Source organism: Actinomadura rupiterrae (assembly GCF_024172125.1).
Taxonomy (GTDB): domain Bacteria; phylum Actinomycetota; class Actinomycetes; order Streptosporangiales; family Streptosporangiaceae; genus Spirillospora; species Spirillospora rupiterrae.
Window position 1 is genome coordinate 212,377 of record NZ_JAMZEA010000009.1, and the last position, 23,552, is coordinate 235,928.

18 protein-coding genes are annotated in these 23,552 nt (G+C 71.1%); 8 read left to right on the forward strand and 10 right to left on the reverse strand.

The genetic code is table 11. The annotated features are described in order from the left end of the window. Positions 1-3: 3 nt before the first annotated feature. Positions 4-1,212, reverse strand: coding sequence for an ARPP-2 domain-containing protein (locus FHU30_RS31160; protein WP_253880536.1), 1,209 nt, complete (start codon positions 1,210-1,212; stop codon positions 4-6). Continuing rightward, positions 1,209-2,804 (reverse strand): hypothetical protein, encoded by a 1,596-nt coding sequence (locus FHU30_RS31165; protein ID WP_253880537.1) that lies wholly within the window; start codon positions 2,802-2,804, stop codon positions 1,209-1,211. The genes FHU30_RS31160 and FHU30_RS31165 overlap by 4 nt, the downstream gene beginning before the upstream one ends. 241 nt (positions 2,805-3,045) lie before the next feature. Between FHU30_RS31165 and FHU30_RS31170 the strand changes: the two genes are divergently transcribed. Further along, on the forward strand, positions 3,046-4,119 hold the full coding sequence (locus FHU30_RS31170) for a phosphotransferase family protein (protein WP_253880538.1): 1,074 nt from the start codon (positions 3,046-3,048) through the stop codon (positions 4,117-4,119). Between the two features lie 30 nt (positions 4,120-4,149). Here the strand turns inward: FHU30_RS31170 and FHU30_RS31175 are convergent, their stop codons facing one another. The 5 genes from FHU30_RS31175 to FHU30_RS31195 all read right to left on the reverse strand — a co-directional run bounded on the left by FHU30_RS31175 (position 4,150) and on the right by FHU30_RS31195 (position 9,769). Further along, complete coding sequence (locus FHU30_RS31175) at positions 4,150-5,046, reverse strand: oxygenase MpaB family protein (RefSeq protein WP_253880539.1); 897 nt, start codon at positions 5,044-5,046, stop codon at positions 4,150-4,152. A 95-nt stretch (positions 5,047-5,141) separates the two neighbouring features. Next, positions 5,142-6,776 (reverse strand): monocarboxylate uptake permease MctP, encoded by a 1,635-nt coding sequence (mctP, locus tag FHU30_RS31180; RefSeq protein ID WP_253880540.1) that lies wholly within the window; start codon positions 6,774-6,776, stop codon positions 5,142-5,144. Next, entirely contained in the window at positions 6,773-7,096 is a 324-nt protein-coding gene (locus tag FHU30_RS47310; protein WP_253880541.1) for a DUF3311 domain-containing protein, read from the reverse strand. The genes mctP and FHU30_RS47310 overlap by 4 nt, the downstream gene beginning before the upstream one ends. Positions 7,097-7,418: 322 nt before the next feature. Then, positions 7,419-8,048: an RlpA-like double-psi beta-barrel domain-containing protein gene (locus tag FHU30_RS31190; protein ID WP_253880542.1), complete on the reverse strand. Its 630-nt coding sequence runs from the start codon at positions 8,046-8,048 to the stop codon at positions 7,419-7,421. Positions 8,049-9,148: 1,100 nt separating this feature from the next. After that, the gene (locus FHU30_RS31195; protein WP_253880543.1) at positions 9,149-9,769 is read right to left on the reverse strand and encodes a hypothetical protein; all 621 of its coding nucleotides are present in this window, start codon (positions 9,767-9,769) and stop codon (positions 9,149-9,151) included. 355 nt (positions 9,770-10,124) lie between these two features. Between FHU30_RS31195 and FHU30_RS31200 the strand changes: the two genes are divergently transcribed. From FHU30_RS31200 to FHU30_RS47315, 4 genes are all read left to right on the forward strand, one after another. Then, entirely contained in the window at positions 10,125-11,324 is a 1,200-nt protein-coding gene (locus FHU30_RS31200) for a low temperature requirement protein A (protein ID WP_253880544.1), read from the forward strand. Continuing rightward, positions 11,321-12,412 carry a winged helix DNA-binding domain-containing protein gene (locus FHU30_RS31205; RefSeq protein ID WP_253880545.1) on the forward strand — a complete coding sequence of 364 codons (1,092 nt, stop codon included), beginning with the start codon at positions 11,321-11,323 and terminating at the stop codon, positions 12,410-12,412. Before FHU30_RS31200 ends, FHU30_RS31205 begins: the two co-directional genes overlap by 4 nt. A gap of 319 nt (positions 12,413-12,731) precedes the next feature. Continuing rightward, positions 12,732-13,004 carry a hypothetical protein gene (locus tag FHU30_RS31210; RefSeq protein ID WP_253880546.1) on the forward strand — a complete coding sequence of 91 codons (273 nt, stop codon included), beginning with the start codon at positions 12,732-12,734 and terminating at the stop codon, positions 13,002-13,004. Positions 13,005-13,223: 219 nt separating this feature from the next. Continuing rightward, positions 13,224-14,528: a DUF2786 domain-containing protein gene (locus FHU30_RS47315; protein ID WP_253880547.1), complete on the forward strand. Its 1,305-nt coding sequence runs from the start codon at positions 13,224-13,226 to the stop codon at positions 14,526-14,528. Between the two features lie 655 nt (positions 14,529-15,183). Here the strand turns inward: FHU30_RS47315 and FHU30_RS31220 are convergent. Continuing rightward, on the reverse strand, positions 15,184-15,399 hold the full coding sequence (locus FHU30_RS31220) for a helix-turn-helix domain-containing protein (protein WP_253880548.1): 216 nt from the start codon (positions 15,397-15,399) through the stop codon (positions 15,184-15,186). A 304-nt stretch (positions 15,400-15,703) separates the two neighbouring features. Here FHU30_RS31220 and FHU30_RS31225 point away from each other — a divergent pair, with 304 nt between their 5' ends. Continuing rightward, positions 15,704-16,699, forward strand: coding sequence for a hypothetical protein (locus FHU30_RS31225; RefSeq protein ID WP_253880549.1), 996 nt, complete (start codon positions 15,704-15,706; stop codon positions 16,697-16,699). Positions 16,700-19,779: 3,080 nt separating this feature from the next. Continuing rightward, complete coding sequence (locus tag FHU30_RS31230) at positions 19,780-20,361, forward strand: hypothetical protein (RefSeq protein WP_253880550.1); 582 nt, start codon at positions 19,780-19,782, stop codon at positions 20,359-20,361. 94 nt (positions 20,362-20,455) lie between these two features. On the opposite strand, the gene FHU30_RS31235 is transcribed toward FHU30_RS31230, so the two are convergent. Together FHU30_RS31235 and FHU30_RS31240 are read right to left on the reverse strand one after the other, a co-directional pair. Continuing rightward, complete coding sequence (locus FHU30_RS31235) at positions 20,456-21,235, reverse strand: hypothetical protein (protein ID WP_253880552.1); 780 nt, start codon at positions 21,233-21,235, stop codon at positions 20,456-20,458. A 137-nt stretch (positions 21,236-21,372) separates the two neighbouring features. Further along, positions 21,373-22,032: a thiaminase II/PqqC family protein gene (locus FHU30_RS31240; RefSeq protein WP_253880554.1), complete on the reverse strand. Its 660-nt coding sequence runs from the start codon at positions 22,030-22,032 to the stop codon at positions 21,373-21,375. 130 nt (positions 22,033-22,162) lie between these two features. Between FHU30_RS31240 and FHU30_RS31245 the strand changes: the two genes are divergently transcribed. Next, positions 22,163-23,446 (forward strand): citrate synthase, encoded by a 1,284-nt coding sequence (locus tag FHU30_RS31245; protein WP_253880558.1) that lies wholly within the window; start codon positions 22,163-22,165, stop codon positions 23,444-23,446. Positions 23,447-23,552: the final 106 nt, after the last annotated feature.

Sequence of the window (23,552 nt, forward strand, 5' to 3'; positions counted from 1 at the left end):
TGATCAGCGGCGGGCGGCCGCGCGGTAGTGGTCGAGGACGTCCTGGCGCAGCAGGTGGCCGAAGCCCGCGCGCTCCAGCCGCAGCGCGAACGCCGCTTCGGTGATCCCGAACTCGGCCGCGGTGTCGGCGAGCCGCCAGCCGTGCGCGGCGAGCCGCTTCAGCAGGTAGCCGCGCCGGATCTGGGTTTCGGACAGCCGGAACGTCTTGAGGTAGGCGAGCCGGGCGCGCTCCCCCTCCCCCACGTCGATCATCTCGCCGATGTGGTTGGGCCGTCCGGGGGTGAAGGGCGGCAGGAACCGGGAGAGCCGCGCCCCGCGCATGCGCTGGACGTCCTCGAACCTGCTGCCGGGCGCGAAGACCTCCTCGGCCATGGCCTCGTCGTGGAAGTCGGCCCAGTCGCGCATCCGCCGCTCGGCCTCGGTGCGCAGGTCGGCCAGCGTCCGGACGGCGCCCTCGTCGATCGGCAGGGCCAGGTCTTCGACGGGCAGCCGCAGCAGCCCGTACTGGTAGACCAGCTCGCCGAACAGGTCCTGGACGAGGGTCGGGTGCAGCGCCCGGTAGTCGTCCGGGTGCGGCACGACGAACGCGCTGGCCAGGGCGTCCGCCACGTAGACGAGCACGCCGCACTGGCCGGGGTGGATCTCGAAGATCCGCAGCGCGTCGGCCAGGTCCGGGACGGACGCGCCCATGTAGGCGCGCTCCTCGCGCGGGGAAAGCCCGGACGCGAGCGCCCGGCGCGACCATTCCTCCCACGCGATCTCCGGACCGCCGAAATGCAGCGCGAGGTAGCCCTCGACGGCCAGGTGCAGCGGCAGGAACCGGAGCCGGTCACCGGCGAGGCGGCGCGCCATCCGGCGGCGCACCCGGATCGGCATACCGGACGGGCCGATGCCCTTGTCGTCCCGGGCGAGCAGACGCGTCCCGTAGGAGGCGGTGGCGGCGTCGCCTTCGCCCTCCCAGTGGGCGACGAAGGCGTGCGGAATGTAGGAGAGGTAATAGGTGCGGTCGCCGACGTCCACGATGGACGGCTCGTCATAGGCGCGGCGGTCGAGCCGAAGGCTCTCGATCGGCTCGTCCCGGACGAGCGGGACCAGCCGGACCGAGTTCCAGGTCTGCGCGGGCTTGCTGATGAGCCCGGACGCGCGGATCCAGCCCGGCCCGCGCCAGAGCGCGGTGTCCCAGGTCGGCTCGGGCGGAAGGTCGGTGTTCACGGCGCCTCCGTCCGCTCGGTGCCGGGAGTCGGATCCTGGATGTCGCCGCTCGGGTCGTCGGGGTCGGCGGTCGAGTCCTCGGCGTCGAGCGCGGGGTCCTCGGATGCGGGGTCCTCGGGCTCGGGGGTCGGGGGCTCGGTGGCGCCGGTCGGGGTGAGGAAGCGGGCCATGCGGGCGTCGAGGTGGGCGCGGAGTTCGGGCAGGCCGACGCGGCCCTCGGCGAAGCGGGCCAGCTCGACGAGGGTGAGCAGGTCCTCGGCGTCGCGGACACCCGCCGTCGGGACGGTCGGGACGAGCCGCCGCACGTCGAAGCCCTCGGCGTCGTAGACCGGGTTGAGGTGCGTGATCGAGACGCGCCGGTCCGGGTCGAGCCGGGACCGCCAGACGCGCAGCACCTCGGCGGCGAGGCCGGGCGGGGCGTTGTCGAAGCCGTCCGAGACGATCACGAGGCGGTCCGGTGCGGTGTCGAGGGCGTCCAGCAGGCGGGTGCCGAGCGGGGTCGGGCCGAACGGGTACAGCAGCAGCGGATCGGTGCGCCCGGACGTCCAGAACGGGTGGAACTCGCCCGCGAGGGCCTCCAGGAGGAAGTGCCCGCCGAGCGCGACGGCGAGCGGCCGCCGGCGCTTCTCGGCGGAGCCGATCGTGGAGAAGCTGTCGTCCAGGACGGCGGCGACGCGCCCCCAGCGTCCGGCGTCGGGACCGGCGGCGCGGCGGGCGGCGGCGCGCAGGGCGCCGGTCAGCTCGGCGCGGCGCGCGGACCGCTCGTCCAGCGGCAGGGACAGGACGTAGGTGGCGAGCCGGGTCAGCGGCACCGTCGCGAGGTCGATGTCGAGCCGGGCCTTGTTCTCGCCCGCGTGCCCCTGGAGCCGCAGCCGCTCCAGCCGGGTCATGTTCCGCTCGGCGCGTTCCAGGAAGCGCTTGCGCGGGATGCCGTGCTGGGCGGCGAAGCCCTCGGCGACGGTGAACGGCAGCTTGTAGACGGCCGCCTGGGCGTAGTGCGCCTGCCGCCAGGTCTCGAAGATCGGCGTGACGAACGGGTGGCCGGTCGCGCCGTAGAAAATCCGCCCGATCTCCTGCCGGACGTGGTCGGGCGCGTCCGCGACGAGGTCTTCGACGTTCAGGTGGGCGTGCCGGACGGCGTCCTTGAGCGCGCCGCGGTACTTGACCGCGTCGAAGGCCAGGTCGGGGCGGGCGAGCAGCCAGTCGCGCATGATCGCGCGGGTGCGCCGGTTGTTGACGCCGTCGCGGCGCAGCGCGCGGAACAGCCGGTACACGCGCTGCGGCGGGAGCAGTTCGAGCCTGCGCGCGACCAGCCTCCCCTCCAGGCGGCGCTGCGCGTCGTCCGCGTCCCGCGCGGTGGACAGCAGGCCGCGGACGATCAGCGCGGCATTGTGGTCGTTGACGTCCAGCGCGAGCGTGGCCGCGTACAGCTCGCGGTAGTTCTCGCGCATGTAGGCGTGCAGGAACCCGAGCGACAGCGTCTGCTCGGCCGCGTCGTGGTGGAACTCGCGCTGGCCCGTCCCGGTGATCGCGGCGTTGACGAAGGTCAGCACGTCCTCGCAGGCGACCAGGTCGGCGATCGTCTCGGTCATGGTGCTCCAGGTCTGGGGTGCCGGCCGGGGCAAGGAGGCACGAGCAGCGAATGATCGCATTAAAGGCGGTTTCCGGAAGTCGCACCGGAGTCCCGCGGCCGGCAGGGTGAACGTAGCACCGGCGGGCCGCCCGCTTCACCCCGATTTGCCGTTGCCGCCCCCGTCCCGGCCACCCGGCCGCGAGCCCGCGGCGAACGCGCTGTTACTCTCCGGTAGACGACCGTTGGGAAGGATCCGGACCGTGCCGCAGCCCGAGCAGATCGACCCCGCCGTCGTCGACTTCGACGTCCTCGGCGCGTGGATGGACGGGCAGGGCCTGCCCGGCGGCCCGTTCGAGGACGTCGCGCCGCTGAGCGGCGGCACCCAGAACATCCTGATCAGGTTCGCGCGCGGCGGCCGCGACTACGTGCTGCGGCGCGGCCCGAAGCACCTGCGCGCCCGCACCAACGACGTGCTGCGCCGGGAGGCCCGGGTGCTGACCGCGCTGGACGGCACCGGTGTCCCCGCGCCGCGGATCATCGCGTCCTGCCCGGACGAGACCGTCCTGGACGGCGCGGTGTTCTACCTGATGACGCCGGTCGAGGGCTTCAACGCGACCGTCGCCCTGCCCGACCTGCACGCGGGCGACGCCGCGATCCGGCGCGAGATGGGCCTGTCGGCCGCGCGGTCGCTGTCCGCGCTCGGCGCGGTCGACCACGAGGCCGTGGGCCTGGCCGACTTCGGCAAGCCGGACGGCTTCCTGGAGCGCCAGGTGCCGCGCTGGACGTCCGAACTGGAGTCGTATTCGGCCCTGGAGGGCTACCCTGGCCCGGAGATCCCCGGCCTGGACGCGGTCGCCCGCTGGCTCGACGCGAACCGCCCGCAGACCTGGCGTCCCGGGATCATGCACGGCGACTACCACCTCGCCAACCTCATGTACTCCTTCGACGGCCCGGACGTCGCGGCGATCGTCGACTGGGAGATGTGCACCGTCGGCGACCCGCTGCTGGACCTCGGCTGGCTGCTGGCCACCTGGCCGGACGGCGCCGACGAGAGCGCCCTGCTCGCCGGGCCGCTCGGCGCCGCCGGGGGCCTGCCGTCCGCCGCCGAGCTGGTCACCGCCTACGCCGAGCGCCCCGAGGCCGTCGCCGGACGGGACCTGGCGTCCATCACCTGGTACGCGGTGCTGGCCTGCTTCAAGCTCGGCATCGTCCTGGAGGGGACGCACGCGCGCGCCTGCGCGGGCAAGGCGCCCAAGGAGACCGGCGACCTGCTGCACTCGATCACCCTCGGCCTCTTCCGCCGCGCCGAGTCCTTCATCGCCGACCGCACCTGATCCGCCCGGCCTCCCGAGGAGGGGCGCGTGTCAGGCGGCGCGGACCTTCTGCAGCTTGCGGTGCGGACGGACGCCCGATTCGGTCAGGCGGCGCGGCAGGTCGGCCATCAGGTCGCGGGTCTCGGGCTTGAAGGGCCGTCCGGCGATCCGCTCCGGGATCAGCCCGACCAGGAAGCGCCCGACCTTGAGGCCGAACGTGACCACCGGCTGGACGCCCCGGACCTCCGGCAGCGTCCGGTACTCGTCCCGTGCCCAGCGCGGGAGCGTGTAGTAGGCGAGCATGCCGATCGGCAGCCACATGGGCTTGAACGGGGCCAGGACGCGCAGCTTGCCCGGCATCTTCGGCCACAGCAGGAACCGCATCGTGGCCCGCGCCTCGTCGGTCACCCGCAGGTCCAGCTCGGCGCGGGCGCGCTCGAAGTAGCCGTCCATCTCCGCCACGCTGCCCGGGACGTCCTCGGCGTGGAGGCCGACGTAGGTGGCCGTCCGCCGCTGCTCGTCGTAGTACCGGTCGCGTTCGGCGGGCGTGAGCCGCAGCCCGCCGCGCTCGATGACCTCCAGGTAGGACGACACCTCGGCGCAGTGCACCCAGAGGAGCAGCTCCGGTTCGTCCACGCGGTGGGTGCGGCCGGTCTCCGGGTCCTTGATCCGCAGCGTCCGGTGGACGGCGCGCACCCGCGCGCCGAGCGCGTCGGCCTGCTCGGGCGTGCCGAGCGCGGTGACGGTCACGAAGTGCGCGGTGTTGAAGAGCCGTTCGAGCGGTCTCTCCAGGAAGTCGGAGTTCTGCCAGACGCCGCGCATCGTGGTCGGCTGGAGAGCCTGGAGCATGAGCGCGCGGACGCCCGCCACCATCATCAGCGGGTCGAGGACGACCCGCCAGGTGACGGTCTCGGGGCCGCGGACGATGAGCGTCGAGGTGTCCACCATGGTAAGCACATACTTACCCCAGGACGCCCGCAAAGGGAAGCCCCGGAGATCCTTGGAGCGGACCTCCGGGGCGCCTGGTCGGAGCGGACGCTTGGTCAGCCGGCGGCGGGGCTCAGCTCCCGGCCGGAGTCGCCCGGCTCGGCGGCCGCTTCGGACGCGTCGGCCGTGTAGTCCGCCCGAGTGGTCTCGTCCTGGCCGTCCGGGACCTTGACCAGCCGGAACACCAGCGTCAGCACGACGGCGACGGCGATGTTGAACACGAACGCGGTGAGCGCGATGTAGCCCTTGTGATCGATGAGCGGGATGTCCGCGATCGACTGGCCGAAGTGCTTCTGCGTCGGGGATGAGGTGCCGTAGGCCGTCCAGGTTCCGTACACCATCCCGACCGCCCACCCGGCGAGCAGCGCCCACCGGTGGAACCAGCGGGTGAACACGCCGATCGCGAGCGCCGGGAAGGTCTGCACGACCCAGATCCCGCCGAGCAGCTGCAGGTTGATTGCCAGCGACTTGTCGAAGCCCAGCACGAACACCAGCGCGCCGACCTTGACCAGCAGCGACACCAGCTGCGACACCCGGGTCTCCTCCGCCGGCGAGGCGTCCGGGCGGAAGAAGGCGGTGTAGACGTTCCGGGTGAACAGGTTGGACGCGGCGATCGACATGATCGCCGCCGGCACCAGCGCGCCGACGCCGATCGCGGCGAACGCCAGCCCGGTCAGCCACTGCGGGAAGGTGTGGTCGAACAGCAGCGGCACCGCGAGCTGCGGGTTCTTCGCCTTGGCCACGCCCTGCGCCACCTCGGGCGTGGCCCGCGCCATGTAGCCGAGCAGGGCCAGGAAGCCCAGCACGAGCGAGTAGGCGGGCAGCAGCGCCGCGTTCCGCCGGATCACGTCGCGCCGTCCGGCGGCGAGCGCGCCGGTGACGGTGTGCGGGTAGATGAACAGCGCCAGGGACGAGCCGAGCGCGAGCGTCCCGTACGCCCAGTGCGTCATGCTCGTGGTGACCAGCGAGCCGGACGGCTTGCCGGTCGCCGGGTTCGGCTTGGCCAGCGACGCCTGGGACGCGTCGAAGATGTGCCCCCAGCCGCCGATCCTGGACGGGATGTACAGCACCGCCACGATGATCGTCAGGTAGATCAGCGTGTCCTTGACGAAGGAGATCAGCGCCGGGGCGCGCAGCCCGGAGGTGTAGGTGTAGGCCGCGAGCAGCGCGAACGCGATGAACAGCGGCAGGTCCCGGGCCAGGCCGGACCCGGTGACGCCCATCACGGTCAGCACGGCCTGGATGCCGACCAGCTGCAGCGCGATGTACGGCATCATCGCCAGGATGCCGGTCAGCGCGATCGCGAGGCCGAGGCCCTTGGACCCGAACCGTCCGCGCACGAAGTCGGCGGTGGTCACGTAGCCGTGCCGGTGCGACACCGACCACAGCCTCGGCCCGACGAGGAACACGATCGGGTAGGCGATCGCGGCGTACGGGACGGACCAGTAGCCCATCGCGCCGCCCGCGAACACGGCGGCGGGCACGGCGACGAAGGTGTAGGCGGTGTAGAGGTCCCCGCCGAGCAGGAACCAGGTGACGAACGTGCCGAAGCTGCGTCCGCCGAGGCCCCACTCGTCCAGGTGCATGAGGGTCTGGCCGCGGCGCCAGCGCGCGGCGGCGAACCCGACCACGGTGACGGCCACGAAGAAGAAGACGAAGATCGTCAGTTCGATGCCCTTGACGTCCTTCACCGGGCGCCGCCTCTCCGCCGGGTCAGCAGGTGGGCCGCGCCGATGCAGAGCGCGGTCAGCACCACCCAGAGCAGCTGCCACCAGTAGAAGAACGGGAAGCCCGCGAGGCGCGGGGTGAGCTTGGCGTAGGACGGGACGGCCAGGTACACGGGGAACGGCAGGACCAGCAGGACGCCCGCGACGATCTTGGCGGCTGTTCCGGGCCCGCCGGAGGGCTGCGGTCGGGTGGAGACCGGCGGCTCTCCGGGGACCGGCGGGTCGTTGGGGAGCCGGGACTCGTTGGGGAGCGGGGGTTCGTTGGAGGGCGGCGGTTCGGTCACGGGTGACTACCTCCGTTGGGAGACGGCGCGCGTCAGGGGGAACGGCGCATCCGCCATCCTCATCGTTCGGACCGTCCGAAACCAGCCCTCGGCGGCGCCTTTTCGGCCCCGCAGCCCTCGGCGGTCCCCCTTTTCGGTGCTCCGGAACGATCCGGACGTCCGTTCGCAGACGCGCGAAGGGCGTTCCGCCGACCGAATGCCGGTGGAACGCCCTTCGCGCGTTCGATGATCGCCTCGCGGCGGTCGTCACATGACGGGTGTCACGTGGTGGGGCGTCACGTGCCTTGCCGTCACGTCCTCACGTGGGTCACGTGGCGGATCGTCACATGGCGGACGGGGCGCCGCGGCTGCCCGCACCGGTGCCCCAGGAGAGCACCTCCCACTTGACGCCGTTCAGGTGGCCCGCGTCGGTGCCGGTCTCGTACTTGCTGGCGGGCTTCCCGCCGTCGAGCAGGTACCGGAAGGTGTAGGTGTCCAGGTCGAGCATGACGCCGCTGCGGGACGGCTCGCCCGGCCCGCGGTCGCCGATGAAGCCGACGACGCTGCGGCCGTTGTAGCTGACCTTGACCTTGGTGCCGAGCGGCCAGCTCGGGCTGGCGAACAGGCCCTTCTGCATCGGCTCGCCGCCGGCGGGGGCGCCGGTGTCGCCGTTCACGCCGGAGCCGTCGTCCCAGAAGTAGGACGCGATGGTGGAACCGGCCAGCAGCGCCTTCGGCTGCGCCTTCTTGACGGCGGCCTTCTTCTCGGCCGACTGCGCGCCGGCCTCGGCCTTCTTCGGGGCCTCGGCCGGCTTGCGGGCGCCGAGGTCGAGCTCGGCGCGGCTCTGCTGCGCGGTGAGCTTGCCGCGGTCGGGGGTGTCGTCCCCGGACATCGCCACACCGGCCACGAGGAACCCGGCCAGGGTGGAACCGGTCAGGGCGGTGATGGCGATGTTGAGGGCTCGCTTCTGCATGGAAATCCTTTGTTCGGCGGAGTGGGGCAGCCGTTTCCGGCCGGGGTGGACTCCGGACGGGACTGGAAAACGGCCCCGAGGCGACGCTCGGGAGGGAAGCCATCGGTGACGGAAACCCGCGCTGAATGCCCCTGCGACTGGCAGGGAGGGAGAATCCGCGCGCACCCATAGAGGGGCCGCGACGACGACCCGCGCTCCGGCGGGACGGGATCTGTGCGGGGGGGCACCGGCCAGGGGCGCTCTGGCTCTACCTGGGCGGACGCTGCATGGACGGCCGCGTGCCGGTGCCTGGGGCCCCGACTGGCGGACGGGGCGTGACGGCTACAGAAAGGCTCGGGTCAATGGCTCTTGACCCGAAGCCATGGCCCACTATACGTGGCAATACCATGGTTCTGCCAAATCTCGGCCTTTTTTACCTTTCGAAAGGTAGATCTTCTTTCCGGAACCCTTGCTGGACAAGGGTTTCCGGCGTTTTACCTTGGCCTTGCTGTCAGCTGGATCACACCGGCCGGGGCCCGGTTCGGCCCGGCATCGGCCCTGGTGAGGGCCGCACTCGACAGCAGGGCATCCCGGATGTGAACGCAAGAAAGCCCGGAAGACTTCCGTCTTCCGGGCTCGGAGTTTTCGCGATCATCGGGGCCGGGCGGGGGTGGCGCGGCCCCTCGGCAAGGCCCTGCCACCCCGTCATCCGCGCCGTTCTGGGGCCTCCGCGACCAGGCGAACACCGCGACTCGGCGGCCCGCAATGGCCTTTGGAGCGCCGCATCCCGGCCGCACATAAGGACGGCCAAGCGCCGCTTCCGCGCTTCGCCCCCGGCCTACCGGGCCTGGCGCTGAGCTGACCGACCCCGTTTCCGGGCCTGGCGCTCGGCTGACCGAACCCGCTACCGGGCTTGGCGCTCGGCGGGCCAATCCCGCTTTCGGGCTTGGGGCTCGGCGGGCCAAACCCGCCTCTGGGCCTGGCGCTCGGCGGGCCAAACCCGCCTCTGGGCCTGGCGCTCGGCCGGCCGAACGCGGCTTCTGCGCTTCGCGCTTCGCGTTCGCCGGGCGGCGGTTCCCGGCGGCGGGGTGGCGGGCCACCGATTGCTGCGGGTCGGGCGCTTAGTGGAAGGTGGGGTAGCCGCCGGTGTTCACGGCCGGCGTCGGGTAGCCGCCCGTGTTCACCGCGGGCGCGGGGTAGCCGCCCGTGTTGACCGCCGGGTAGCCACCGGTGTTCACGCTCGGGGAGGGCGCGAAGGGGTCCGGGACGGCCGGGCCGTCGTGGTACGGCATCGCCGGAGCCTCCTGGAACGGCGACGGCATGGCCGGGGCGTCCCCGAAGGGCGAGCCGGACGGCATGGCCGCGGCGGGCTGCGCCGCGAACTGCCCGCCCGGCTGGGCCGCGAACGGCGACGCCGAGGGCTGCTCCGGTCCGCCGTAGCGGGGCTCGGGTCCGCCATAGGGCTGCTGGGGCCCTGGCGCCGGTGGCGGTGCGGGGAGGGACCCGTCCGTCCGGCGTGGTTCGGGCGCGAGCGGCACGCGTCGGTCGCCCAGCACCGCGATCAGCGCGCGGGCGGTCTCGTCGTCCAGCCGGACCAGCACGCTGGGCCGTCCGGCGGGATCGACGTAGGGGGAGATCGACGGAGCCGCGCCCTGGTCCGGAAGGTTCCGGGCCAGCTCTTCGCGCAGGTCGTGGGCGAGGCGGAGCGCCTGTCGGTCGCTGTCGCTCAGGTGTGCGGTCATCGCGATCTCCGGGGAGTTCACGTGCGGGGGTCCGGGGCAATCCTGCTAGGAATAGCGTGCATGTGCAAGATCTGATGCACGTGCAGATTCACGGAACATTTCGCGTCACCGCCGCCTCCGCGGCTCGTTCGAGCCCGCTGCGGAGGGGGCGCGGCGGGCCGTTCGAACGTGCCGCACCGTCCGCCACCAGCGCCGATATGATCATGCGGAGGCCGGCCCGCCTCGTCCGGGCGGGACGCGCGCGGCCCCGGAGCCGGCGCGATGGCGGGCCAGAAAGATCTGGACGCGCCCGAAGGCGGCGCGCGGACGGACCCCGAACCGTGATCGGGCGTGACGGGCTCCCTACGATGCGCTCATGACCGAGCGACCTGTGATCGTCGGCCGCCCGTGGCGGCGGCGGATGGAGGCCCGCGACCCGGCCGAGCGGCACCGGGTGGCGTCCTCGCTGGAGCTGTTCTTCGACCTGTGCTTCGTGGTGGCCGTCGGCGCGGACGCCGCCCGGCTGGAGCACGCGCTCGCCGAGGGCCACGTGGCGTCCGGTGTCGCCGCCTTCCTGGTGATCTTCGCGGCGATCAACTGGTCCTGGCTGAACTACGCCTGGTTCGCCTCCGCCTACGACACCGACGACACCTACTACCGGCTGGCGACCATGGTCGTCATGGCGGGCGCGCTGGTGCTGTCGGCGGGCGTCCCGCGGGCCTTCGACGACCGGGACCTGCGGGTACTGGCGGTCGGCTACGCGATCATGCGGCTGGGCCTGGAGTCCCAGCGGCTCCGCGCGGCGGGCGGCGACCCGGCGCACCGGACGACCATGCTGCGCTTCGTCGCCGGCGAGAGCGCCTGCGCCGCCTACTGGCTCGTCCTCGCGTTCGCCGCCCCGGAGGGCTGGCAGCCCTGGCTGATCGTGATCGGGATCGCCGCCGAGCTGCTGGTGCCGCCGTGGGCCGAGGCCGCCGGCCGGACGACCTGGCACCCGCACCACATCACCGAGCGGTACGGCCTGATGACGATCATCGTGCTGGGCGAGGTGGTCCTGTCGTCCACGGGCGCGGTGCGGGACGCGCTGTCCGGCGAGGCCACGCTGGAGCTCTACATGATCGCCGCCGGCGGCCTGGTGACCGTGTTCGGGATGTGGTGGGTGTACTTCTCGATGTCCTCGGCCGGCCTGCTCACGAACCTGCGCAGGGCGATCGCCTGGGGCTACGGGCACTACGTGATCTACGCGTCCGGGGCGGCGGTCGGCGCGGGGATCGCGGTGAACGCCGCCCGCGCCACGCATGAGGCGCACATCCCGGCCGGAACGGCAGGACTGGCGCTGACGCTTCCGGTGTTCTTCTATCTACTGGTCGTCTGGTGGCTGCTCGTGCGCCCGCACGGGGCGAACGCCCCCTACGCGTGGGGCATGCCCCTGATCGGCCTGTTGGCCGTAGCCTCGTCCTGGACCGGATACGCCGTCGCGATCACCGGGGCGCTGATGGCCCTACTGATCTTGCTGAGCATCTGGGCGCACGGGACCAAGGGCCCGCTCCGACCGAACGAAGGGGACCGCGGATGACCGAAACCCTCAGCCTGCGCTCCTTGAACCGGGCCACGCTCGCGCGCCAGATGCTGCTGGCCCGGGAGGCCGTCCCGGTGGCCGAGGCGGTCGAGCGGCTCGGCGGCCTCCAGGCGCAGGAGCCCAAGCCGCCGTTCCTCGGCCTGTGGTCGCGGGTGGAGGGGTTCGGAACCGAGGATCTGCACGCCGCCGTCCATGATCGGTCCGTGGTGCGGGCGACGTCCCTGCGCGGCACGCTGCACCTGATGTCGGCCGCCGACTACCGGGCCTTGCGGACGACGCTCCAGCCGATGCTGGACGGGGCGCTGAAGGTCCTCGGCGACCGCGCGGCGGGTCTCGACCGTCCGGCGGTCCTGGACGCGGCGCGCCGCCACCTCTCCGGCGGCCCGCGCACCTTCAACGAGCTCCGCGCCCTCCTCCAGGAGGACTTCCCGGAGGTCAACGACCGGGCGCTCGGTTACGCCGTCCGGATGTGGCTGCCGCTGGCGATGGTCCCGACGGACGACCGCTGGGGGTTCCCGCGCACCGCGTCCTTCACCCTCGCGGACACCTGGCTCGACGCGCCGATCTCGGACGTCCCCGACGACGAGGCCCTGGTCCTGCGGTACCTGGCCGCTTTCGGCCCCGCCACGGCGACGGACGCGCAGACCTGGTCGGGCGTTCCGACCTGCGGGGCGGCGCTGGAGCGGCTGCGTCCAAAGCTGCGGACGTTCCAGGACGAGCGTGGACGCGAGCTGTTCGACCTGCCCGACGCACCGCGCCCGCACGAGGACGTCCCCGCTCCGGCGCGTTTCCTTCCCGAGTTCGACAACCTCGTCCTCGCCCATGCCGACCGGCGGCGCATCATCTCGGATGCGAACCGTCCGCTCCTCACTACCAAGAACCTGCGCGTCCGGGCGGTCTTCCTATGGGACGGCTTCGCAGCCGGACTTTGGGAGCTTGACCGTAAGCGGAAGACCGCAACTCTTCGGTTGCGTCCCTTCGAGCCACTTCCCCGCGATGCCATCACCGCCCTGAGCGCCGAAGGCGAATCCCTGCTGCGCTTCGCCGAACCGGACGCCACAGAGCACCAGATCGACGTCGCATGAGGGCGGGAGGCCGCCCGGCATCGATGCCACCGCCCGCGTGGTCACCGCGCCTGGGCGGTCACCGCCCGCGCGCGTCCCGACTCCAATAGTGATCAAGCCGAGACCTGGGCTGATTGAAAGATCCACGAATTGGGCGCAAGCTGTCTGGGTCAACCCCGCGACAGTCCCATGACTCCTGGCGAGTTCAGACATGCCCCTAACACAGCGGTCCGCGCCGCAAGGCCCCGCAGCCGTGGCCGGCGCGGACTCCCACCCCGTCCTCTCCGCGCCGCCTGCCCCGGCCCGACGCCCCACCCCGTACCGCCGACAGGACGCGACAATGTTCGAGATCTGGGAGACAGGCGAGCCACCGCGGCGCATCACCGAGGCCGGCAGTCTCGAGATCGCGCTGGAGAAGGTCGACACGATGTGCCGCCTCCGCCATGACCAGGCGGTCGCCCACGTCGGTCAGCCGCGCGAGCACTACCGCTTCGAGATCCGCGACCCGCTCGGCCGCGCCCTCGCCCGGCTCACCTACGCGCCCGACACGACCCGCGAGTACCAGAGCGTCGTCGTCGAGGAGCTCCGCGGGGACGGCTCCGCCGCTTCCTGACCCTTCCACCCCTTCCAGCCGCCCGGTCCCGTCGGCCCGGGCGGCTGCTTTTTCCCGCCACTCCGCGCCCAGAACGTGACGGGTGCCACAGTTGTCCGGGGTCGCGCCACACAAGATCAAGGCGAGAGGGTGCTGAAACCGGCCTCCTGCCTGGGATGGGCGCGTTCTGTGGTTGTTCCGTGACAGGATGCGGGAGGAGTGAGTGGGGAGGAGCGAAGGGTGCCTGATTCGCGGCGCTGGCGGCATGCATCGCACTCGTGCGGGCGCGGGGCGGGCCATCCGGACCAGGCCGCGTCGGCGCGCGACACCGCCGAACGGCTGATCGACGCCGCGCTCGACGCCCTCGCCCTGGACGACGCGTCCACCTGGTCCCGGTGCGTCGAGCGGCTCTCCGACGTCCAGGACGACCCCCGGATCGTTGACCTGGCGCTCATCCGCACCCTCCGGGGCTCGGTCCGGACGGCCTGGGAGCGCGGCTGGCTGCCGTCCGACCTGGCCCGCCACTCCGCGCGCGAGCTGACCGTCCGGCACCGCTCGCTCCTGGTGGACGCCATCGCCGACGAGATGCGCACCTACAGCGCCGCGACCGTGGATTCGCGGTGGCGCGCCCAACTGGAGGCCCTGAGCGCGGACGTCTGGTGGGCGTCCGACGACGACCGCCTGGAATCCTGGCGCGCCCGCGAGGACGTCTCCGCTTCGGTCTGCGTGGCGTCCGTCCTCGAACTGCTGCGCTTGCTGGCCGTCCTACCGCGGCTGGCGATGATCGGGCCTCCGCCGGGTTCTGCTGTGCGGAACGAGGCGTCCCGTAGGCGAGCCGCTTCTGCCGCACCGGACCAGCGGATGCTGAGCAAAGTGCGCGCGCTGTTGGCCAAGGCCGAGTCAACGGAGTTCCCGGAAGAAGCCGAGGCGCTGAGCGCGCGCGCCCAGGAACTCATCACGAAACACTCGATCGACCACGCCCTGCTAGCCGCCTCCGAGGACGGCCCTACAGGCCCGGACGGCTGCCGCATCCCGGTAGACGCCCCCTATGAGTCGCCCAAGGCCGTCCTACTGACGGTGGTCGCAGAGGCCAACCGCTGCCGCGCGGTATGGCACCGGGAACTGGGCCTGTCCACCGTCCTGGGATTTTCGGCAGACCTGGCCGCCACGGAGATGCTCTTCACCTCCCTGTTGGTGCAGGCCACCTCGGCGATGGTTCGGGCCGGCTCCCACCAGGACAACCTGGGCCGTTCCCGGACGCGCTCCTTCCGCCACGCCTTCCTCAACGCCTACGCGGCCCGCATCGGCGAGCGCCTCCACGCCGCCAGCACCCGGGCCACCCGCGAAGCCGCCGCGAACCAGAACCTCCTGCCCGTCCTGTCCGCCCGCGAAGAAGCCGTCGACCAAGCCGTGAGCGACCTCTTCCCCGCCCTCACCCGAGGCCGCACCCGCCGCGTCACCAACTACGAAGGCTGGGTCGCCGGCCGAGCCGCCGCCGACCTCGCCGCCCTCCACGCGAACGACCAAATCTCCACCCCGTCCTAACCCCTCCCCACAACAACTACCGCACAACCTCGACACCGCATCCCCCCACGAACGCCCAGACGCGCCCACATCTTCACGCCGCGCCACCTCGTGCGCCCTGACATCCCCGGCGGCCTACCGCCGCACCGCCCGCGAGCCCTGACGCCGCTCCGCGAGCTTGACGATCCGCCACCCCGCACGCCCAAACGCTCCGGCGGCCGGACGCCACGTCGCCCTGTGCGCCCTGTTGCCCCCCGGCAGCCTGACGCCGCGCCACCCCGCGAGCCCAGACGCCCCCACGGCTTCACGCCGCGTCACCTTGTGCGCGCTGACGCTCCGGTGGTCGGACGCCGCGTCGACCTGTGCGTCCTGATGCTCCTCGCCCCGCGCGGCCTCACTCCGCGCCCAGCCGCCTTTCGGCGACTCCTCCCCGTAACCGCTCTCGGCGGCTCCTCCCCGTGATCGTCCGCCCGGAGCCCGCGGCGGAACCTCAACGCTCCCGGTCTCCCCAGACCCGAAACGCCCCCACAACCGACGATCAGCCCGTCACCTCGGCCCCAATGGCCCGGATCCGGCCTTCACTTGGGGCGACTCCACGCGCCTGGCTCCATCGGCAGGTCGCGGGAAGCCGATGCGCCCTCTCAGGGAAGGCGACGGCCGCGTCGGCTCGGTTCGGTCAGCTGCTCTTCTTGCGCCGGGTGTTGCCGCCGCGCCCGCGCAGCGGGACGCCGGCCTCCTTGAGCACGTTGTAGATGAAGCCGTAGGACCGTCCGGTCTCGGCGGCCAGGTCACGGATGCTCTCGCCGCCGGCGTACCGGGGCGCGAGCTCCGCGGCCAGCTTGGTGCGCTCGGCACCGGTCACGCGGGTGCCCCTCGACAGAGTGCGGGTCACGGTTACCTCCTGGATGACGATCGTGCCGTGCGACGGGGGAAGTCCCCGCAGTTCACAGCAGTGATGATCTACCCCAACGTACACATTCCCCGCAAACCGGTCGCCACTCCGCATGATTCGCCATGTTCTCGGCCACACGTGGTCGATTCCACGGCACCCGGCGTGTCGGAGTCGGACGAACCCCAATGATCAGCATCCCCCGGCCCTTCTCGAAGTTATCCACAGAACGGCGTTCGCCTATCGTCGGAGCGGGCCCGGCTAGGACGCTGGAGGCGGCTCACCCGTTCCCGAAAGGACAGCCGCCATGACCGACACCGTCGTCACCCTGCCCGTCCCCGCCACCACGACGTCCCGCTTCGTCGTTGCGGCCGCGAAGCTCCCCGCCGACCTGGTCAACCTGGTCAAGGAGCAGGCGGACGGCGCCTTCGCCGACCACCTCGGCAGCCGCCTCGGCACCCCGCAGCTGGAGATCACCAACGAGGACGCCACCTGGTACCGCTGGGACCCCACCAAGATCAAGGCGCCGGACCCCGAGCACGCCGCGGCCGAAACCGGCCTGCGCACCGCCGCCCGCATCGCCCTCGTCACGACCTGCGCCCCGATCACCGACCAGCCCCGCGCCGTCCAGGTCGCCCGCTCCGCCGCCTACACCCTCGCCCGGCTGACCGGCGGCGTCGTCGCCGACATGGTCACCGGCCACATCCTCTGGGCCCCCACGTCGAGCACCATCCCGCGCCCCGGCCCCAACGAGCGCCCCCGCTTCGTCCTCGGCGACCACTGGCTGGGCGACGTCCTCCCGCCCTACCGCGCGAACGGCCGCTGCACCGCCCCCGACCCGCGCCTCGACCCCGAAGGCGTCAACGCCTGCGCCTGCGTCCGCCTCAGAACCCGCGGCCTCCGCCGCTTCGGCCTCCCCGAGCTCGAAATCGCGAACGTCGCCTGCCCGCACGACCTCCCCGCCCTCAACGTCCTCCGCACCACCGCCCGCCGCCTCCTCACCGACCTCTGGTCCTGGCTCGCCACCGGCCCCGCCGACCGCACCCGGACCCTCCCGGCCGACCTCGCCATCACCCCGGCCGACTTCGACGCCTACTGGGGCGCCACATCACTCTCCGCCAACCCCACGACCGCTTTCCCCCTCCACCTGACCCCACGCAGCGCCCACCTCCTGGCAGTCGGCCCACCCCCGACCCACGAGGGCACCATCAATGACTGGCTCCTCTCCCCCGCCCTCCCACCCGAAATGCGCACCGTCCTAGCAGCCCCCTCAACCCCCCACTCCCCCCACCTAGCCGCCTAACCCGCCCAGCCGCCTAACCTCGCCCCAAACCCCAGGCCCACCCCACTCCCCGCCAGCGCCCTGCCCGAACCTACGAACCTGCCAGCACCCGAACGCGGAGGCGCCCGACCTGGAACCCACAGCCCGCCACCGCTGAGAGGACAAAGATCACCTCAATCACAAACGCTCGGACCCGCCAACGCGAAAGCCCGCCGTCCCTCCAACTCCATCTCCATGCCCCACAAGCCCACCACTCCGCAGATTCCACGCCGCGAACCTCACGCCAGGCGCGCCTGGCAACATCGCATGCCCGCAGATTCGACCGACCTCGCGGGCGGTCTCCGCGTGCCGGGCAACGGAAGTCGTCCGGTATCCGGAGCCCTCGCGGGGCGGTTCCGGCGTGCGAGGGGGAGCGCGGCTCGTGCCGTGGCGTCCTCAGCCTCCACGCGCGACCGGGAGTGCGGGAACTCTGTGCCGATTGCGGGCTTGATGGCGGAAGCTTCGTCGCGTGCGCGGGCACGAGGGCTACTCGTTCACCACCACCCTCGACAGCCCCGCAACCAGGTGCGTTGGGGTGCCGAACTGCGACTCCTAGACCTCAATCTCGACAACCTGCCACCTCCAGGAGCATGGGAATGACGGGGCGCTGTGGCGTCGCCGAGCCGTTCTCACGAACCGTCCACAACGTGCGCGAGGAGCGCAACAGAGGAAGTCTGGTGTTCGGGACCATCGCGGGACTATGCGGATGTATGCAGAGAGCGCACCGGCCCAGAGGAAGGGCCGTCAGCGGCGGGGGTCTTCCCGAGTGCGTAGGGCACGTGTTGCCCGCTACATGGTTGATCTTGTTGCTGCGACACTCGCGGGGGAAAGAGGCATGCCGCCCCCAGAACCGTCCTCCCCTACGCGTGGCAGGACGGTCCGCGAGGGGCCCGGATGACGGGCTGCTCCGGCACACTCCCCGCGCACCGGGAATGTGCCGTCAGCACAGCGCGCTCTCAACCAACTCCGCGCGCACGGGAGACGGGGGTCACCGAGGACGGTGAAGCAGCTTGCGCAACACCCACTCCGCGCACGCAGGAGGCGCGGAGAGGAGGCGGGCCTGGCGACGCGGGAGGCTGACGGCATTGAGGACGTCTGACGGCATTGAGGATGTCTGACGGCATTGGGGATCCGCTATCCCGAAACGGGTGCCCAAGGGAAGAGGCGGACCCTATTCCCATGCGCCCTCTCTCAGCGCAGGCACCACCTCCCGCAGGGGATGATCGCGTCATCGTCGGCCGTCACTCCATGGACACAGTGACCGAACTCGGCGAAGCAGCATGAGTCCGTGGGGACGGCGTGGCGGGGCGGTTTATGGCGAATGAAGAGGTTGTGTGCGGGTGACCGCTGGCCTTCCTTCGTCTGCGGGCCAACTCCGGCGGCATCAACTGTGACCAATGTTCAACGCTCCGTAGCCGAATTGACTACGATCGGCTTCCTGACGGTGACCACCGCGATCCCCCGGGGCGAAGATGAACCGTTTCCTTGGAAAGCTGGGCCACGCGCGCCTCCCCGGCGGGCCGCCCCGCTGCACGTGCGGCCTTCTGAGTTGCACGGCCTTGGCAAGTGCGCTCTACCTCCCCACTCATGCCGCCAAGGCACCGCACTTGCCCAGGACGACACCTCTGGCGAAGAGCACGATCAACGTCACGGAGTCTCCGGTCGGCGGCTCCCTTCCTACAACCTTCTCAAGGGCTCTCCACGCGCCGCGCTCACGCACAGCAACGCCGAGCGCGATGCGTCGGCCCTTCCCTGCCCCGGCTTTCTCAACTCCCGCCGTACTGCCGCCCGCCACAGCGACCTCACCGCAGTCGGGCGCAGTACTCGTGAACAACCTCGGCAGGGCGCTCCCCGCCCGACCGATGACCGCCGTTTCGAATGTCCCGCTCCCAACGTCGGCGAGCGCGGCGCTCCAGTCCGGCCTGAACGCGCCGCGGCAGCCACAGGCCCGCTCCGCGGCGAAGCTGCCGCGTGTCCCGACCCAACTCCACGCCGACGTTCCCTCATCAGCGCGTGCTCCTTGGGCTCACTCGGCAGAGATGTCCCAGGCGCGACCCTCATCTCCCGCCCCCAGGACGACGCAGCCAACCCAGCGAGTCGCCTCCGCAGCACCCGACGTGGCGAGTCCGAGGCACCTGCAGATCTCAGCTCGTGCCCGCACAACGGATCCGGCCCTGAAACGCACGGGCGAGCCAACGCGTGCGGGTGCGCCGGCAGGGATCGACAGTCACCCCTCCCCTCCTTCTTTTCCTTCTCCGCAGCTGACGCCGGTGGCCCAAGTCCCGCGGGACGGGGTGCCCGCGGATCGCCCCGCTGGCCCTGCCAAGGAGCAGCCCGCCGACTTGATTCCGCGCCAGCGAATCCCGTCGTCTTCAACGCAACCGACCGCGTTGGCTCCCGTACCCAAGGACGCCCTGGTGGCCGGGCCGGAGGCGCCCGCCTTCCCTGGCAGCAGGCTGACTGGATCCGACTCCGAACGAGACGCGCATGTCCGAGACGTCCCTGCGCCCAGCGACAGGCGGCGGATGGCCTCGTCCACGGCGCGGAAGCCCGATCCGCGCGACGTGGTACCCATCGCCTGCTTCAAGCCCGAGTCGTACGGCGACTGGTACACCGCCCAGATGTGCCGAGCGGCCTGGGTTGCCGCATTGCGCGGGCAGATGCCGCTCCCGCAATCGGATCGGACGCCGGTTCACCACGCCGGACACAGCAACGGAGGCTTCGGTGGCTCAGCCCGCAGGCCGACGAGCCCGCCCCCACAGGGACAGCTGGCGGACGACCCGGAAAAGCGCCCCAAAGCTGATGCTTCAGCGCGTCCGAGTCCTTCCGAACCGTCCATCCAACCGACGCCGAAACCCTCGGCATCACGACCGGCCCCTGCGGCACCCCACGCCGACAAGCAACGATCTCTCACGAGCTCACTTCAACCCCTCCTCCTGCTCGGTCTGCTCCTCACCGCCGCAACCGCGGTCGGCTTCCCCTTCCGTCGCCGGATCTACGCGATCGCCGGCTCCTTCCTCTTTCCGCAACCCGGAATCGGCCTCGTCGACGACGAACCAGCCATGCGCTTCACCTACCGGCCGGCCATCGACCCGTTCGCGATCCCGCTGCTGGGGCTGACCGGCCCGGGCGCACCGACCACCGCGAGGGTCTTCACCCTGTCCGCGCTGGAGGAGTGCGCGGACACGGCCCTCGTCGTCATCCCTCGCGCCGACGCCACTGCGCTGTTCGGCCTCGCGGAGGACGAGCTGCTCGACGAACGGATCGAGCACCTCTTCATCCCCGGCAAGCTGGACTCGGCCCTGGCCTACATCGAGACCGAACTCGCCATCCGCCGCAACAACGGTTTCACCGGCGGACGCCGCCTGCTCCTCGTGGCCGACTGCGAGAAGGAAGCCGACCGGATCATCGCTCTGCGAGCGCAGTACCCCTCGCAGATCTCCGCCGTCCTCCTGGGCGACTGGCCTGGCGACAGAGCGTCCGTGGACGACGACGGCCTGCTCTCCGCGCCCCCTTCTCTCACCGGTCACCTCCCGGAACGACTCCCCGCCGTCTCGCGCACCGAAGCCCGAGACCGCCTCCTCCACGCCCTCGGCCTGCGGCCGCACCAGCCCCCTCCTCGCAAGCGGAACAAGACGTCCTAGCCTCCGCCCGCCGCTCCCAGTTCCGGCAGGACCTCGCGAGAGTGCATGCTTCGCGGCTTGGCATGGCAGCCGGGCCCGGGGCTGGGCAGGTTGATCACGGCTCGTAGCCCGCGGTGACGGCCCGGGCTGTGATGAGGGCCCGCAGGGCGCGGCGGAGGGCCGCTGTCGGCGGGGGTTCGCTGGTGCCGTGCTCCAGGTAGGCGTTGAGGTCCTGCAGCCAGGCGCGGACGCCGTCTTCGCAGCCCTTCTCCTCGCGCTTCGCCTTGAGCAGGGCGGACTGGCGGCGCTCCGTCTCGACGCGCTGCTTGAGGTCGTCGTCCTTCGCCAGGTTCTGGATGTCGGCGAGGGCATAGCGGCCAAGGCGGTCGACCGCCAGGTTCCGCTCCATGGCGATGCGTTCGAAGGTGGGACGGGGCCAGTCGAGGATGCGGAGCGCCCCGCGCGGTTCGACGGAATCCACGAGCGGCCCCTTACGGGCGCGGACGACCTGGGTGACCGTCTCGGAGGCGAGGGCATCGAGGTCGCGCAGCAGGTACAGCGGATGGTCGCGGTACAAGCCAACGACGTCCAGGGCGTTCTGCGCGGCCAGCACCTCGATATCGGCGCGCTCGACGTCCAACTTCACGCGGGCGGCGAGGCGCGCCGCCGCGCGTTCGGCGCCGATCGGCGGCCGGTCGCCGAACGCGGACTTGACCGCGTCGACACGCTCGGCGCACCGGGCGGCGGTCTCGGCGCCCCATCGGCCGTCCGGCAGGTCCGGCTCCGGAAGCAGGTCATGTTCCTTCGCCAACCGGAGCTGCCACTGGGCCAGCCCGAGGCGTGTGGCGAGGCGGCGGTCGGAGATTCCGTCACGGGTGGTGTCTGCGGGCGTCATCGCGACTCCTTTCGGTCTGTGGTTGGACGGTGACGCCCTCCCAGACTCCAGCGACGCCCGCTCGCGCCAGAACCGAACCCCGTTCTGTGGATAACTCGTCCGCACCGCTAGGCAGAGAGCCGCAGCCGCGGGCCCTGCTAGAGCCCTTCCGCCAGGGCCGCCCAGAAATCGGCCTCATACGCGTGCAGGAAATCTGCCGCACGGACTGCATCTGCCGAGTCCTCGCCCGCGCCGAGTCCGGCGGCGATGACGGCTGTTGCCTGCTCCACGAAGCCTGGTGGCGTTTCGGCGAAGTAGCTGAAGAACGCCACGGCCTCCTCGGACAGCTCGTAGCGCGCCCGCAAGGCCCTGGCGGTCCGAGCGCAGTAGCTCCCCCACTCCTCAAGGTTGGCGAGCATGGCCAACGCGACCTCGCTGCGCGTCCCGAAAGCCGCTCGCTGCGCCAGATAGGCGGGATAGGACTGGGCACGCGGACGAGGCGCGTAGGAATTGAGATCCTTCTCACTCTGACCGAGCGCGGACACGTAATTCGGAAGCAAAGTCAAGGCATGGTTTTCGCCCTGCGCCAGCGCGAGGAAGAACTCCCCTGCGGGCGCCTCCGGGAACCGGGACGCCAAGAGGGCGAAGCTCCGCCGGTCGCTGTCGACGATCCGGAACTCCTCCCCCGCCAACCAGGCCAGACGTTCCCGTGGCACCGCCCCTTGCTCCAAGAGGTCCAGGAACCGGTTCGCGCCTCCTGCGCCCGCGATGCGGCTCCGAGTTCGTTCCACCAGTTCGATGGCTTCAGTGAGAGACATGTCACTCAGCGCAACACCGCATGGCCCGTCCGTCAACACCTGGGCCCGGAATCGACCATCATGATCACGTGACTAGCATGAAGGGCGGAAAGTCTACGCAGGTGTAGGCGGGAGTTGGGAGCGAGCGAGCATGTCTGATTTCGAGCTCAACCACGCGGGCGGGCGACTGCCCCTTGAGGTGACCGAGGCGACCGAGGGCCCTTCGGGACTGGGGATCGGGTCCCTACTGAAAGAGACCGGTCACGTCACTCTCGACCCGGGTTTCACCAACACCGCCTCCACCACGTCCGCGATCACCTATATCGATGGTGACGCGGGAATCCTGCGCTACCGCGGCTACCCGATCGAGGAGCTGGCGGAGAAGTCGTCCTTCCTGGAGGTCGCCTACCTGCTCATCTACGGTGAGCTGCCGAGCGCCGACAAGCTCCAGGAGTTCACCGAGCGCATCAAGCGCCACACGCTACTGGACGAGAAGTTCCGCGCGTTCTTCTCGGCCTTCCCTCGTCGCGCGCACCCGATGGCCGTGCTGTCGTCCGCGGTGAGCGCGCTGTCCACCTTCTACCAGGACAGCCTCGACCCGTTCGATGACGAGCAGGTCGACGTGTCGAGCATCCGGCTCATCGCGAAACTGCCGACGATCGCCGCGTACGCGTACAAGACGTCCATCGGCCAGCCGCTGCTCTACCCGGACAACTCCCTGGGTTACGTGGAGAACTTCCTCCGCATGACCTTCGGCCTGCCCACCGAGAACTACGAGGTGGACCCCGAAGTCGTGCGCGTGCTGGACATGCTGTTCATCCTGCATGCCGACCACGAGCAGAACTGCTCCACCTCGACAGTGCGCCTGGTCGGCTCCAGCCAGGCCAACCTGTTCTCGTCGGTTTCGGCTGGTGTGGACGCGCTGTTCGGTCCGCTGCACGGCGGCGCCAACCAGGCCGTCCTGGAGATGCTGGAGCGCATCCACCAGAACGGCGACAACATCGAGAACTTCGTCGAGCGGGTCAAGAACAAGGAGCCCGGCGTCAAGCTCATGGGCTTCGGTCACCGCGTCTACCGCAACTACGACCCGCGCGCGGCCGTGGTGAAGAAGGCGACCACCAAGGTCCTGGACGCGCTGGGCGTCTCCGACCCGCTGCTCGACCTCGCGATGCGCCTAGAAGAGGTCGCCCTCCACGACGACTACTTCATCGAGCGCAAGCTGTACCCGAACGTCGACTTCTACACGGGGGTCATCTACAAGGCGCTCGGCTTCCCGACCAACGCCTTCACGGTGCTGTTCGCGCTCGGCCGCCTTCCGGGCTGGATCGCCCAGTGGCGCGAGATGATGAACGACCCGGCGACGAAGATCGGCCGTCCGCGTCAGGTGTACGTGGGCGAGGGCGAGCGCCACTACCCGGACATCGCCGGTCGCTGACCCGCCTACCGCATTCGGCTCACAGGGCCGGACGCCAAGGTTCCCCCTTGGCGTCCGGCCCTGAGCCGCATCCGGCTCCTTAATGGTTGCGCGCGGCGGGGGTTCT